At 51.0% G+C, this 13559-nt stretch carries 14 protein-coding genes and 1 riboswitch; of the genes, 10 read left to right on the top strand and 4 right to left on the bottom strand.

Going from position 1 to position 13559, the window contains the following annotated elements; all coding sequences use genetic code 11:
* Positions 1 to 19 precede the first annotated feature (19 nt).
* The 4 genes from Q4579_RS14725 (at position 20) to cysQ (ending at position 2744) form a co-directional block, all read left to right on the top strand.
* Positions 20 to 454 (top strand): type II secretion system protein M, encoded by a 435-nt coding sequence (locus Q4579_RS14725; protein WP_303565294.1) that lies wholly within the window; start codon positions 20 to 22, stop codon positions 452 to 454.
* Positions 455 to 516: 62 nt separating this feature from the next.
* A complete protein-coding gene (locus Q4579_RS14730) occupies positions 517 to 1215 on the top strand; it encodes a type II secretion system protein N (RefSeq protein WP_303565296.1) in 699 nt (232 codons plus the stop codon).
* 132 nt (positions 1216 to 1347) lie between these two features.
* Positions 1348 to 1896, top strand: coding sequence for an ADP compounds hydrolase NudE (gene nudE / locus Q4579_RS14735; protein ID WP_303565274.1), 549 nt, complete (start codon positions 1348 to 1350; stop codon positions 1894 to 1896).
* 14 nt (positions 1897 to 1910) lie between these two features.
* Positions 1911 to 2744, top strand: a complete 834-nt coding sequence (gene cysQ, locus Q4579_RS14740; protein ID WP_303565275.1) for a 3'(2'),5'-bisphosphate nucleotidase CysQ — start codon at positions 1911 to 1913, stop codon at positions 2742 to 2744.
* A 49-nt stretch (positions 2745 to 2793) separates the two neighbouring features.
* Here cysQ and Q4579_RS14745 read toward each other — a convergent pair whose 3' ends face one another.
* Entirely contained in the window at positions 2794 to 3672 is an 879-nt protein-coding gene (locus tag Q4579_RS14745) for a LysR substrate-binding domain-containing protein (protein ID WP_303565276.1), read from the bottom strand.
* 168 nt (positions 3673 to 3840) lie between these two features.
* On the opposite strand from Q4579_RS14745, the gene Q4579_RS14750 reads away from it, so the two are divergent.
* A complete protein-coding gene (locus Q4579_RS14750; RefSeq protein WP_211646820.1) occupies positions 3841 to 4692 on the top strand; it encodes a bifunctional allantoicase/(S)-ureidoglycine aminohydrolase in 852 nt (283 codons plus the stop codon).
* Positions 4693 to 4784: 92 nt separating this feature from the next.
* Here the strand turns inward: Q4579_RS14750 and sthA are convergent, their stop codons facing one another.
* Positions 4785 to 6200, bottom strand: coding sequence for a Si-specific NAD(P)(+) transhydrogenase (gene sthA / locus Q4579_RS14755; protein ID WP_303565277.1), 1416 nt, complete (start codon positions 6198 to 6200; stop codon positions 4785 to 4787).
* A 295-nt stretch (positions 6201 to 6495) separates the two neighbouring features.
* Between sthA and fabR the strand changes: the two genes are divergently transcribed.
* Positions 6496 to 7131, top strand: coding sequence for an HTH-type transcriptional repressor FabR (gene fabR / locus Q4579_RS14760; protein ID WP_211650162.1), 636 nt, complete (start codon positions 6496 to 6498; stop codon positions 7129 to 7131).
* Between the two features lie 15 nt (positions 7132 to 7146).
* The gene (locus Q4579_RS14765; RefSeq protein ID WP_303565278.1) at positions 7147 to 7524 is read left to right on the top strand and encodes a YijD family membrane protein; all 378 of its coding nucleotides are present in this window, start codon (positions 7147 to 7149) and stop codon (positions 7522 to 7524) included.
* A gap of 86 nt (positions 7525 to 7610) precedes the next feature.
* On the opposite strand, the gene trmA is transcribed toward Q4579_RS14765, so the two are convergent.
* Positions 7611 to 8717, bottom strand: a complete 1107-nt coding sequence (gene trmA, locus Q4579_RS14770; protein WP_303565279.1) for a tRNA (uridine(54)-C5)-methyltransferase TrmA — start codon at positions 8715 to 8717, stop codon at positions 7611 to 7613.
* Positions 8718 to 8864: 147 nt separating this feature from the next.
* A riboswitch (cobalamin riboswitch) is annotated at positions 8865 to 9092 on the top strand.
* A gap of 41 nt (positions 9093 to 9133) precedes the next feature.
* Here trmA and Q4579_RS14775 point away from each other — a divergent pair.
* From Q4579_RS14775 to murI, 3 genes are all read left to right on the top strand, one after another.
* A complete protein-coding gene (locus tag Q4579_RS14775; RefSeq protein ID WP_303565281.1) occupies positions 9134 to 11074 on the top strand; it encodes a TonB-dependent receptor in 1941 nt (646 codons plus the stop codon).
* 39 nt (positions 11075 to 11113) lie between these two features.
* Positions 11114 to 11785 carry an ATPase gene (locus Q4579_RS14780; protein WP_303565283.1) on the top strand — a complete coding sequence of 224 codons (672 nt, stop codon included), beginning with the start codon at positions 11114 to 11116 and terminating at the stop codon, positions 11783 to 11785.
* A gap of 84 nt (positions 11786 to 11869) precedes the next feature.
* Complete coding sequence (gene murI, locus Q4579_RS14785; RefSeq protein ID WP_303565285.1) at positions 11870 to 12679, top strand: glutamate racemase; 810 nt, start codon at positions 11870 to 11872, stop codon at positions 12677 to 12679.
* On the opposite strand, the gene Q4579_RS14790 is transcribed toward murI, so the two are convergent.
* On the bottom strand, positions 12642 to 13103 hold the full coding sequence (locus Q4579_RS14790; protein ID WP_303565286.1) for an RNA-binding protein: 462 nt from the start codon (positions 13101 to 13103) through the stop codon (positions 12642 to 12644). The genes murI and Q4579_RS14790 overlap by 38 nt on opposite strands.
* Positions 13104 to 13559: the final 456 nt, after the last annotated feature.

Genomic DNA, 13559 nt, shown 5'->3' on the forward strand with positions numbered 1-13559 from the left:
TCGGGAGCAACGACTGGTCATGGGGGGCGGGATTGCACTGGTGATTGCTGTGCTGTATTGGGGGATCTGGCAACCCATGGCTGAACGTGCAGATCGGGCAGAGAAGCAACTCGTCAAAGAACAGGAGTTACTGGCCTGGGTGAATCAAACGGCCAATAACATCATCAAGCTCAGAGCACAAACCGGGGTGACCGGGGCTGTAAATTCTCAGGGATTGAATCAGGTCGTCAATGAAACCACCCGGCGTTTTCGGATTGAACTGATCCGAATGCAGCCACAGCAGCGGGATGACAGTGTCCAGGTTTGGGTGCAGCCGTTGCCGTTTAATACCCTGATGAACTGGCTGTCTTTCCTTCGGGATGAGCATGGGATTGAAGCGCAGTTTCTGGATGTTTCCAAAACGCCGCAGGCCGGCGTGGTAGAAGTGAATCGATTACAGTTGGGACGAGGCTAAACGTGGGGTTTCGAGTGTTCGCCGGGGTAAGTTTTGTATTTACCCTTTTGATAAGTTTGTTGGTGCACTTACCAGCCAGTTGGTTATGGCAGTTTGTACCGAGTCCGCCCGGGCTTACGGTCACTGGGATAAAAGGAACACTCTGGGATGGCAACGCATCGCAGGCCCGCTGGCAGCAGTGGGACTTGGGAGAAGTGGGCTGGGAGATGTCTCCCTGGAAGCTGCTGACAGGGCATGTTTTACTGGATGTCACCCTGGGACGGGGCAGTCCATTGGATTATCGGGGGAAGGGCTTGCTTGGCGTCAACTTCGATGGTCCTTATGCAAAAGACTTTTCGCTTCATCTGTCCGCACAGCAGGTCTCACAGTTGATGCCTCTACCTGTCCCGTTAACCTTGGGGGGGAGTTTTGAGTTGCAGCTGAGCGAGTATCGTTTTGCTCCGCCATACTGCGAGACGTTGGATGGCCAACTGATCTGGCATGGGGCGTCAATTGGTACACCACTGGGCGAGATTGATCCGGATACAGCGAATGCGATGCTGAGCTGTAACGACGGTCAACTGATGGCAACGATCAAACAGGAGTCATCACAAGTGACCAGTGAGTGGCAAGCGAGCTTGAGTCCAAACCAAACCTATCATCTGAACGGCTGGTTTAAGCCAGGTGCTGAACTGCCGGGCGGATTGCGGGATCAGCTGAAATGGGTGGGGAACCCGGATGCTGACGGGCGTTATCCGATCCGGTATTCCGGTCGCCTGTAACCGATAAAGAATGAGGTGAATGCTCTGTAAACTTGCGGCATCTTTGTGAATGCGGCGTTTGCGGGCATTTTTTCTTTATTTCCAGCCAGTCTTGCCATTTAATACCCATAAGGCAAATGACAAGGGAACAGCATGGCGTTAGACAACAAGAAACCGACCATTCTTGCGACAGAAGTCGTGGCCAAATCGCGCTTGTTCAAGATTGAATCCTTAGATCTGCGTTTCAGCAATGGTGAAACCCGCACTTATGAGCGCATGAAACCCAGTGGGCGTCATGCTGTCATGGTTGTGCCGGTGACGGCAGAAGGTGACTTATTGCTGGTTCGGGAATATTCGGCCGGAACGGATCGGTACGAATTAGGCTTTCCCAAAGGGTTGATTGACCCGGGAGAGTCTGCTGAAGCAGCGGCAAACAGGGAAATGAAAGAAGAAATTGGCTTCGGTGCGAATCAGCTGGTGCCGATGAAAGAAGTGGTTCTGGCGCCTTCATATTTTTCCAGCCGGATGACCTTGTTCCTCGCTCAGGAGCTGTATCCGGAGCAGTTGGAAGGGGATGAGCCTGAACCCCTGGAAATTGTTCGCTGGCCATTGGCGCAGGCAGAAGAGCTGCTGACGCATTTAGATTTTGCAGAAGCACGCAGCATTACGGCCTTATTCTTGGCCCTGAAGTACTTGTCCTAACGCAGGAGTGTGAGATGGAGCTGTCCAGTTTAATTCCATCCGTCATTGAAATCGCCCGGGCCTCTGGTCAGGTCATTCTGGATATTTACCAGCGCGGTCAGTTTGAGAAGCAGGTAAAAAACGATAATACCCCGGTCACCAGTGCAGATCTGGCGGCTCACAAACTGGTATTGGAGCGGCTGGCTGAGCTTACGCCGTCCATCCCTGTGCTCTCGGAAGAAGATGCCGCAGTGCCGCTGGCCGAACGCAGTCAGTGGCAGCGTTACTGGCTGGTGGATCCCTTGGATGGTACGCAGGAATTCATTGCCGGTAGTGGCGACTTTGCGACCATTATCGCTTTGGTTGAAGACAATCAGCCAATCATGGGTGTGGTTTACGCGCCGGTGTCTGGCGTGGTGTATTACGCGTACCGCAACAAGGGTGCCTGGAAGATTACGCCGGATGGCGATACGGTCCGGATTTCAACCCATAAGCATGAAGGACCGACGCAGTCGATTGCTGTCGCGATCAGCCGTCGTCAGGACATCCGGGCAATCACGAACCGCTTGGATCCGGCACTGAATTACGATCTGGTGCCGCTGGGTTCTGCAGCACTGAAATCCTGCCTGGTGGCAGAAGGCGCAGTTGACTGTTATTTGCGTCTGGGACCCACAGGTGAGTGGGATACCGCTGCGACCCAATGCATTGTTGAAGAGGCGGGCGGACGGATCTTAAATACGCATCTGACGCCGCTTTCTTATAACGAGCGGCATACGCTGGAAAACCCGAATTTCATCACGCTGGGGGATGAGCGTCTGCCCTGGTCTGAGATTCTGACACCGGATAACCGGATGATGGAAGCCAGCTGAGTGCGGCGGGTGAAAGATAAAAAACGGCCCGCGGGCCGTTTTTTGTCAGTTAGGACTGTTCCCGATCGAAGATTCGCTGACAGGTTTGAATCAGACGCTCGGCGAGTGTGCGGCTGAGCGCCGACAGTTTGTCCTGAGCATGCAGGGTCACTTCCATATCCGGAACCGGTGGTAATCCGTCGTCTTCATCCAGAATTCTGTGGTGTGCGGTAACCAGGCGACGGGGAAGCAGTGAAATACCCAGCCCGGATTCTACGGCACAACACACGCCGGACAGGCTGGTACTGACATAGGCCAGTCGCCAGCTGCGGCCCAGACTGTCAAAGGTATGCGCCATTTCATTGCGATACAGTCCGCCGATCGGGAAGGACACCAGGGGCACCGGATGTTTATCGAGACTGTTGCTGTGCAGGCTGTCAATCCAGCACAGAGGCTCCGGCCAGTGACTGAGCCCCGGCAGGCTGCCCGGCCGCTGCTTGACCAAGGCCAGATCGAGATCGCTGTTCTGAAACTCCCGCCAGATATCACTGCACATCCCGCTTTTCACTTCCAGACGAATCCCCGGAAACTCATTCGAAAATGCATGCAGGGTCGGCATGATGGCATGGGTTGCAAAATCCTCCGGTACACCCAGACGGATGATTTGCTGCTCGGCGCTGAGGCTGGTTTGCGACACGGCCTCCGTCATCAGCTGCAGGATCCGGCGCGCATAGCTCAGCACGCGTTCACCCTCCAGCGTTGCCGTGACATAGCGGCCTTTACGCTGGAGCAGTTCACAACCCAGCTGTGATTCCAGCTTTCTGACCTGCTGGCTGACGGTTGACTGAGTCAGATGGGTGCTGTCGGCGGCACGGGTGAAGCTGCCGGTATCGACCACGGCAACAAAGCTGCGAAGCAGCACGGGATCTAAAGTCTTGTTCAGCGTCATCATTTTAATCAGTGGTAAATCCACTAGTCTGCATTTGTTTATTTAATTTATAAATCAAACTGCCATGACCTACAATCAGAACTCTTCCATAGTGAAACCGCAGTCTCAGTGAAGGCTGCTGGTGATGAATGGCGCAGTCACACTGCTATACATGAAAGGATATCTGTCATGGCTCGTAACACCTATTATGCCCCCCAGGGCGGTCTGCCGCCCCAAACCCAGATTCTGTCGGATCGTGCGGTTTTTACCGAAGCGTATGCCATCATTCCGAAAGGGGTAATGAGCGATATTGTCACCAGCTTTCTGCCATTCTGGGAAAACACCCGGTTGTGGGTCATTGCCCGCCCGATGTCCGGATTTGCTGAAACTTTCTCACATTACATTATGGAAGTCTCACCTCAGGGTGGCAGTGAGAAGCCGGAACTGGATGCGGGTGCCGAAGGGGTGCTGTTTATTGTTGAAGGTGAAATGACACTGACACTGGAAGGTGAAGAACACGCGATGGAGACCGGTGGCTATGCTTACTTGCCGCCTTCGGCCAAATGGCAACTGAAGAATCACAGTGATGCCCCGGTGCGTTTCCACTGGATCCGGAAAGCCTATGAGTTCGTCGATGGCATTGATGTACCTGATGCGTTCGTGACCAACGAGAACGACATCGAGCCAACTGCGATGCCGGACACGGATGATGTCTGGGCAACCACGCGTTTTGCAAACCCGGAAGATATGCGTCATGACATGCATGTGAATATCGTGACTTTCCAACCGGGCGGGATCATTCCGTTTGATGAAACCCACGTGATGGAGCATGGTTTGTACGTGTTGGAAGGGAAGGCGGTGTATCACCTCAATCAGGATTGGGTGGAAGTTGAAGCGGGCGACTATATGTGGCTACGTGCATTCTGTCCGCAGGCTTGTTACGCCGGTGGTCCGGGCCGTTTCCGTTACCTGCTGTACAAAGATGTGAACCGCCATATGGTGCTGAATCCATCCTCTGCATACCGGGGTAACCGCTTGTAATCACAAGCTCTGATTGAAAACGGCGCACTCAGGTGCGCCGTTGATCGTTATGGTGTGTCGTGTTCCACTGGCTCTGCCGGGGAACGGTGCTTTCAAAACAGGCGGTTCAGACCGTTCAGTGCCGCAACCCGGTAAGCTTCCGCCATGGTCGGATAGTTGAAGGTTGTATTGACGAAGTAGTCGATACTGTTGCCGCCATTCTTCTGTTCCATAATGGCCTGGCCGATGTGAATGATTTCGGCAGCACGCTCACCAAAACAGTGAATCCCTAGTATTTCCTTGGTATCCCGGTGAAACAGGATCTTCAGGCTGCCGACATCCATCCCTGCAATCTGCGCCCGAGCCAGATGCTTGAACTGGGCACGGCCCACTTCATAAGGCACTTTTTCCGCGGTCAGCTGTTGTTCGGTTTTACCGACTGAGCTGATTTCAGGAATGGTGTAAATACCGGTTGGGATATAATCAATCAACTGCCCCTGTGCCTGACCGGTTGCAATGGCCTGCGCCACGAAACGGCCCTGATCGTAAGCTGCACTGGCAAGGCTCGGGTAGCCGATCACATCGCCCACGGCATAAATGTTGTCGACTTCGGTGCAGTAGTTCTGATCGACAGACAACTGACCGCGGGAGTCTGGTGTCAGGCCGATCACTTCAAGGTTCAGGCGATCCGTGTTACCCGTCCGGCCATTGGCGTACAGCAGGCAGTCGGCTTTCATTTTCTTGCCGGATTCCAGATGCAGAATCACGCCATCTTCCGTGCCTTCAATCTTGCTGTAGGTCTCGCCATTGCGGATCATCACCCCGTTGTTCCACAGGTGATAAGACAGCGAATCGGAAATCTCGTTATCCAGAAATTCCAGCAGGCGGTGACGAGTGTTGATCAGATCAACTTTCACGCCCAGGCCGCGGAAGATAGAGGCATATTCACTGCCAATGACACCGGCACCATAAATGATGATATGACGCGGGTCATGCTGAAGCCGCAGGACTGAGTCACTGTCGTATACGCGCTCATGGGTGAAATCAACGTCCTTGGGGTGGTACGGACGTGAACCGGTCGCGATGACGAATTTATCAGCCGTGTAGGTCTCCGTACTGCCATCATGATGTTTGACTTTCACGGTGTGGTGATCCACAAAGCTCGCTTCACCCGAAATAATGCTGCACTTGTTGCGATCGTAAAATCCCTGACGCATCCGGGTTTGTTTGCTGACCACGGTTTGGGCATGGCCGAGGATTTGGTTGAAGGTGCTGTGCAGGTTTGGAGAGTTTTGGCTGAAGAGCGGGTTTTTGTTGAATTCGATAATCCGGCTGACCGCATGACGGAGCGCTTTGGAAGGGATGGTGCCCCAGTGGGTACAACCGCCGCCGACACTGCTTTCCCGTTCAATGATGGCAACCTGAAATCCTGCCTTGGTTAACCCCATGGCGGCCCCTTCGCCTCCGGGTCCGCTGCCAATAATAATCACATCAAAGTGTGAGGGAGTCGTAGGGTTTTGTGTGCTCATGGGCCGCCTTTCTTATCCGTTTTTTCTGTGGTGCGGAGTGTAACGTTTTCCTCCGCAAGGGAAAATCGTCACACAACGATAGAGCGCGGAGGATCACGTTGTGAACGGAATAAACCGGATTCATGTCCTTTTCGCACAGTACTTTGTGAGCAAGCTGGTAAAACCGTGACTGTGATTTTGCTTCCAGTGAGCCAGCCCGATAGTATTCCGACCGTCAAAGTGCGGATTGGCGCTGATCCAGTTGCGTAAAGCGGGTATAGTGAAACACACACTGGTAACCGAGAAGCAGGTATCCATGGGGATCAGGGCCCAACAAAAAGAGAAAACCCGGCGTTCACTCATTAATGCAGCGTTCAATCAGCTCAGTGCAGAGCGTAGTTTTTCCGGTTTGAGTTTGCGTGAAGTTGCCCGGGAAGCGGGGATCGCGCCCACATCTTTTTATCGGCACTTCAAAGATATGGACGAACTTGGGCTAACATTGGTGGATGAAGGCGGCTTACTGCTTCGCCAGTTGATGCGTCAGGCACGCCAGCGGATTGCCGAAGAAGGCAGTGTGATCCGTACCTCTGTTGAAACCTTTATGGAATTTATCGAAAGCAGCCCGAACGTGTTCCGGTTGCTGTTGCGGGAGCGCTCCGGCACGTCCCCTGCGTTTCGTGCGGCTGTTGCCCGGGAGATTCAGCATTTTATTGCGGAACTCACCGAGTATCTGGAAGCCAAAGGAGGGAGTCGTCATGAAGAAGCCTTCATCCAGGCAGAAGCGTTGGTGACTTTGGTGTTCAGTTCAGGAGCCGATGCGCTGGATCTGGACAGCCAGGCCCGGGCAGAGCACGCAGAGCGGTTGATTATGCAGCTGCGTATGATTGCCAAAGGAGCCTATTGGTATCGTAAAGAGCGTGAGCGGAACACGCTGGCGCATAAACTTAAATAAAATGTTGGTGAGAATATGGACAAGCAACAAGTGAAAGCAGAGCGCAAAACGTTAATTCTGTCATTGCTGGCAGGGTTGTGCGGTAACGCCACATTGGCCGTGTTTACGTCCAGTGCGGTCGCTTTTTCGGTGTTTCCGGTGATTGCGTTTGTGATGACGGTGTACTGCCTGTATCAGGATTATCTGACCCGCCCGATGTCTGAAGGGACGCCGGTGATTGCATTTGCACTCTTTTTGGTGGGCGCCTTTGGTTACTCCGCTTTCTTGCGTGCACAAGCGCCGGATATGGGCTCAAATTTCCTGCCGCTGATGATCTGCCTGGGCTTGTTGCTGTGGGTTGCTTACCGCATGGGCGTGATGAGCCCGAAAGCGAAAAAGCAGGATGATGCTTAAGCTTGTCTGCCATCAGCACAAGGTCGTGTGCTGACAGAACCCCAAAAGGCGCCAGTTTGGCGCCTTTTTTCATGGTATCCGGAAGGTTATTTTCGCTCGAGCAGAATGCCCGCTTCCATATGGTGGGTGTATGGGAACTGATCAAACAGCGCGAAGCGGGTGATTCTGTGGGTTTGACCCAGAATCTCCAGGTTGGCTTTCAGGGTGTCCGGGTTACACGAGATATACACGATGCGCTCATAAGCCTGCACCATCCGGCAGGTATCATCGTCCATGCCGGAACGTGGTGGGTCGACGAAAATGGTATTGCAGTTATAGCTTTTCAGGTCGATGTTGTTGTCTTTCAGGCGGCGAAACTCGCGCTGACCTTCCATCGCCTGCGTAAACTCTTCCGCGGACATCCGGATGATCTGCACGTTCTCAATCTGATTGGCGGCAATATTGAACTGGGCGGATTCCACGGAAGGCTTCGCCAGTTCGGTGGCCAGCACACGCTCAAAGTTCTGGGCCAGTGCCAGTGAGAAGTTACCATTACCGCAATACAGTTCCAGCAGGTCCCCTTCGCTGTCCTGTGTGCAGTCGACCGCCCACTCCAGCATCTTCTGCGCCACTTCGCCATTCGGCTGAGTGAAGCTGTTTTCAACTTGCTGATAAGTCAGGGTGCGATCGTGAACCTTGAGCTTTTCAACGACATAGTCCTGATCCAGTACAATTTTCTGCTTACGGGCACGGCCAATCAGATTCAGGTTAAAGCCTTCGTCATTCAGGCGTTGCTTCAGCTGTTTTGCTTCTTCTACCCATTGCTCATCTAACTGACGGTGATACAACAGCGACACCAGAACCTCACCACTCAGTGTCGAGAGAAAATCAACCTGAAACAGTTTATGCCGCAGGGCCCGGTTTGGCTTCATCGCCTCAACCAACAAAGGCATCAGATCATTGATCAGACGGCTGGCGGCCGGGAACTGATCAACGCGGTATTTCTGGCGGGTTTCCTGATTGAACATGATGTAGTACAGATCTTCCCCTTCATGCCAGACCCGAAATTCCGCGCGCATCCGGTAGTGCTGTGCAGGCGAGGCAAACACTTCCAACTCCGGTGTATCTAGGTCAGCAAACAGCGCTTGCATGCGCTCGGCTTTTTCGTCCAGCTGTGCCTGGTAGGTCTCGGGGTTGATTGGGGTTGCTGCCATGGTGTTGCCTCAAAACTGCTCAAAATAAGAGCGGAGATTTTATTGCATTGTTGACTGATGTCCAGTGAAAGGGGGGAGAAAAATGCTGCGGGCGCTGATTTGTCATGAGTAATAGCAAACTAAACTAGACATTCTGCCCGGTGAAAACTAGCATTTTGTTGCGCTGGCAGACCTGAATGGCAGGTGGGGGAATACGGTGAGAATCCGTAACTGACGCGCAGCGGTGAGAGAGAACGAAGACACAAGGCACTGAGCCAGACACTGTTTCAAGCGGGGTGCGCAAGGCAACCTGGCAGAAATGGGAAGTCGTTGTCCTAGGTGGTTGTTCAACCATGCTCTCAAGTCCGAAGACTGGCCAGCGACAAAGGCAGTATGGAGACTGCCAGTTTTCAACGCGATTTAAGGTATCCGATCAAATGAAAAAAACGCTTTTAGCAGTGGCGTTGGCACCGCTGTGCCTGCAATCCTCCCTTGTTTCCGCCCAAAACACGACTGAAGAGACCATGGTGGTGATTGGTCGAAGTGTTCATGAGAACTCTATAGAGAGTATTCCTGCGAATGTGGCTGTTATCAGTCAAAATGAAATCAAAAGCTCTGGTGCACAAGATCTGACTTCTTTATTACGTGGTCGAGCGGGCATTCAGGTCTCTGATACGAACAGCGGTCCTGTTTTTTCTCTTCGTGGCTTCAGTGGTGGTCAGGCAGCAAGCAATACCCTTATTTTAGTTGATGGTCGCAAACTGAATCGAAATGACCTTTCTTCCCCCAATTTAAATGCAATTGCTTTGAACCAGGTGGATAAGGTTGAGATTTTATCTGGTAGTGCAGGTGTCTTATATGGCGATCAGGCTGTTGGTGGTGTGATCAACATCATTACCAAATCTCCTGAGTCAACTGGCGGCAGTGTGGGTGCCACTGCTGGAAGTTATGACACCTATGGTTACCGGGGGGATGTATCTGGACGTATCAATGAAGATTGGCATTATTACTTAGCAGGTAACCAGACAAATAGTGATAATTATCGTAAGCATAATGCCAGTGAGGATGGCTCCATTCTCGGAAAAGTACAATTTCTGAAGGGGGATAAGCGATTCTTTCTTGAAGTCAGCTACCTCGATTCACACAGAGACTATGCAGGTTCATTGACTGAAGAACAGTTTAATGAGAATCCGAAACAAGCGAACCCCACGTTCCCTGATGACTACTCACATGAGATTTCTACAGTTTATCGAACAGGTTATCGGCAGAGTATTGCTCAAAATTGGGATATGAGTACTGAAATCAGTTATGAGGAGGCAGATACCCGGGGGATTTCTTACAGTGCGAATAACACGAAGAAACTAGACAACCTGTATGGAACGTTGCAGTTAGAGTCAGGCCTGCCTTTGCGCAATGGCGAAGTGAATATTTTACTGGGTGTCGATTATAGCGATACCGGATTTGACTATCTTGGCAGCTCTTTTGACCGTGATAATGATCAGCAAACGCTGAGTGCATATGGTCAGTTGAATGTTCCTCTGCTGGACGACTTAACGGCTTTAATTGGTGGTCGTTACAGCTCAGTGGAGGATAAATTACGTGATAAGACAGCTTATCCAACTGGACAGTCTATTGATAACGATGCTCATGCGTTGGAGCTCGCATTTAACTATTTGGTGGATGATAAGCAACGGTTGTATGTGAGGTATGATCAAAACTTCCGGTTTGCCAAAGTAGATGAACAAGCTTATACGTCGGCTGGCGTTGTTGGTTTAAAGCCACAAACAGGTGATTCGATTGAAGCTGGATGGTCATTTTCTGATAGTGTCCTCATGACAAGCTTGAATGTTTACCGCTTGGATCTACAGGATGAGATTGTCTTTGATTCAAGTGCTCCTGCACCAAACGGTGGTTTATTTCCCGGTGCGAATGTAAACGCTGATGCGACACGTCGTTATGGGGTTGATGTTAGCGTTGTGCGGTATTTAACCGACGCAGTCTCTGTAGGCGCTGAGTATCACTACGTCGATGCTGAGTTTACTCAAGGGCCAAACAAAAATAAGAACTTGTCTTGGGTCGCGCCACATACTGGCCGTGCATTCGGGACTTTAGTGTTCATGCATGACTGGCAGTTGTTTGCTGAGTCGGTTTATACGGGCTCAAAATATCGTGATGGTGATAACGCAAATGCCCAGGATAAAGTAGATGACTACTGGTTGTTCAATACTGCTTTGAGTTACACCGCGAATCGCTGGCAGGCGACTTTACGAGTGGATAACCTGGCAGATAAAAGCTATGCCAGTTCTGTCTATGATTGGGGTGCTTATTACTCCGGTGATGGACGAAAAGCGACGCTATCAGTCGATTACCAATTCTAACCCTCAGCCGCCTACGGGCGGCTTTTTTGTGAGTCTTCCATGAAACCCAAGAAAGTCATTGTGAGTTGGTCCTCTGGGAAGGACGCCACATTAACCCTGTTGCGCTTACTCGAAAACCCTGATTATGAAGTGGCCGGCCTCTATACAACCTATGTCAGAGATGAAGTGCCGTTTCAGGCAACGCCAATGGCTGTTGTCAGGGCTCAAGCCCGGTTGACCGGATTCCCGTTGATTGAAATTGCCTTACCTGAAGTGTTCCCACCAAACGCGGTGTATCAGGCACGGGTCGTCGGCGGGATTCGACAACAGATGCCAGACGTTGAAGCGGTCGCATTCGGAGATATGTTCTGCAATGGGATTGAAGCCTATCGCCGTCGTTATATTGAACCGGCAGGCTGGTCCTGTGTCTTTCCTTTATTAGGAGAAGACAGTCGCCAGCTTGCTCAAGAAATTCTCGATCGTGGCATTCAAACCATTCTGACCACAATCGATACCAGCCAGCTTAGCGGTGATTACTGCGGCAGATGGTTTGATGCAGAGTTACTGCGTCAATTACCTCATACAGTGGATCCATGTGGTGAAAACGGCGAATTCCATACGCTGGTGGTTTCTGCCCCCTGTTTTCAGGGCAGCTTACAGCTTAGACCCACAGGAATAGAGCGGCAGGAGCGTTTTCATTGTTTGCGCTACCAGATATTCACCTCAGACTGACATGAAAATCACACGACTGAGTTGGCTTTTCAGATGCACGCAGTATGATGAAGGTCCCTCAATCCTGTCATTCAGAAAGACGTTGTGAAAACCATCTTAATTTTTGATTCTGGTGTCGGTGGCCTGTCGGTCTATCAGGAAATCTACCGTCAAATGCCTCAGCATCAATATATCTACGCATTTGATGATGCGGCTTTTCCTTATGGTGAGCTGGAAGAGCCGGTTTTGATTGAGCGCGTTCTGCACATTGTTACGTCTTTATCGAATCAACATGCGGTCGATTTGGTGGTGATAGCCTGTAATACAGCCAGTACGATTGTCTTGCCTCATTTAAGAGCCAGTCTCACTCAACCGGTTGTCGGGGTTGTTCCGGCTATCAAGCCGGCTGCGCAAATGAGCCAGACCAAGGTTGTGGGCGTACTGGCGACACCGGCAACAGTCAAGCGGCAATATACACAATCACTGATTGCGGAGTTTGCTGCCGACTGCGAGGTGCATTTACTCGGCGCAACCCGGCTGGTGGAAATGGCAGAGATGAAACTGCGAGGGCACCGGGTCGACCTGAACGAGATGTCCGAGATCGTGAACCCCTGGTTGTCGACACAGATTGATACTGTGGTACTGGGATGTACTCACTTCCCGTTACTGAAACAAGAAATCAGTCAGGTTTTTCCTCAGGCAAAATTCTTGATTGATTCTGGCTCTGCGATTGCCAGTCGGGTTCAGGCACTACTGGGTACCGAACTGGATATCGAGGCAACTGAGTTAGAGCAAGGTGGTATAAAGAATCTGACTTACCACACGAGTGATAAGTCAGATCATCAGGCATTGAATGACAGTTTACGAGCTATGCAGCTCAGTAACGTGAATTGTCTTCACTATCCCCGTTCTTAGGTTCATTGGCTTCGCGTACTTTCAGGGTGCGCTGACCAAATTCCTTTTCGTTGAGCTGGCTGATCGCATATGCGGCGTCTTTGCTGCTCATCACGACAAAACCAAACCCACGGCGCTTACCCGTGCGTTTGTCTTTCATCAGTCTTACAGCAAACACTTCACCATACTCCGCGAACAGGTCTTTGACTTCGCCTTCGTTGGCACGGTAAGGCAAGTTTCCGACATAAAGAGTTTTACTGCTCTGGTTGTCTTCATTGAATGGGACGTCAGAGGGGGCATTGCCAATAAACCGACTGGCGAACCCGGAGAGAATCGAACCTAAGAAAAAGGCGATTGCTGCAGTGGAAGAGATAAAGCTAAAAATCACGGCGCCAATCAGAGTAATGAGCGCGATGGTAATCGTATGTGAGTTGGAAAGTTTCATAGGCAAGCTACAGTGTCATTGATTGAATGATAAGAATGCGAGTATTTTTAACAAATTAATCACATTAATATTACGTGTATAAATTTATGATTGCCAGAAAGTGAAGGTGGCGATCGTATAATGTTGACTTATGACGCATATTTTCACATTAGATGAAATTATAACCGCTTAAACAACTTTTCTTCAGAAAAGGGTTGTCAGGCTTTTCGAAGTCTCTATAATGCCGCCTCACCAAGACGGAGTACGGAACAAAACGTGACTTCGATTTGATAAGAAGGCGGCACAAAGAAGCCAAATAAAAAATTGTTTGACTCTTTAAATTGATTCGTTAGAATGGCCGCCCTGTTCGAGATTAACCCTTCGGGTTAGCGACGAAAGCTCTTTAACAATTTGACCATGCAATCTGTGTGGGCACTCGACAATGATACAGTCAAAAGATTTTATCAGTGAACTGAG

This window comes from Photobacterium sp. 1_MG-2023, assembly GCF_030547945.1.
Classification (GTDB): domain Bacteria; phylum Pseudomonadota; class Gammaproteobacteria; order Enterobacterales; family Vibrionaceae; genus Photobacterium.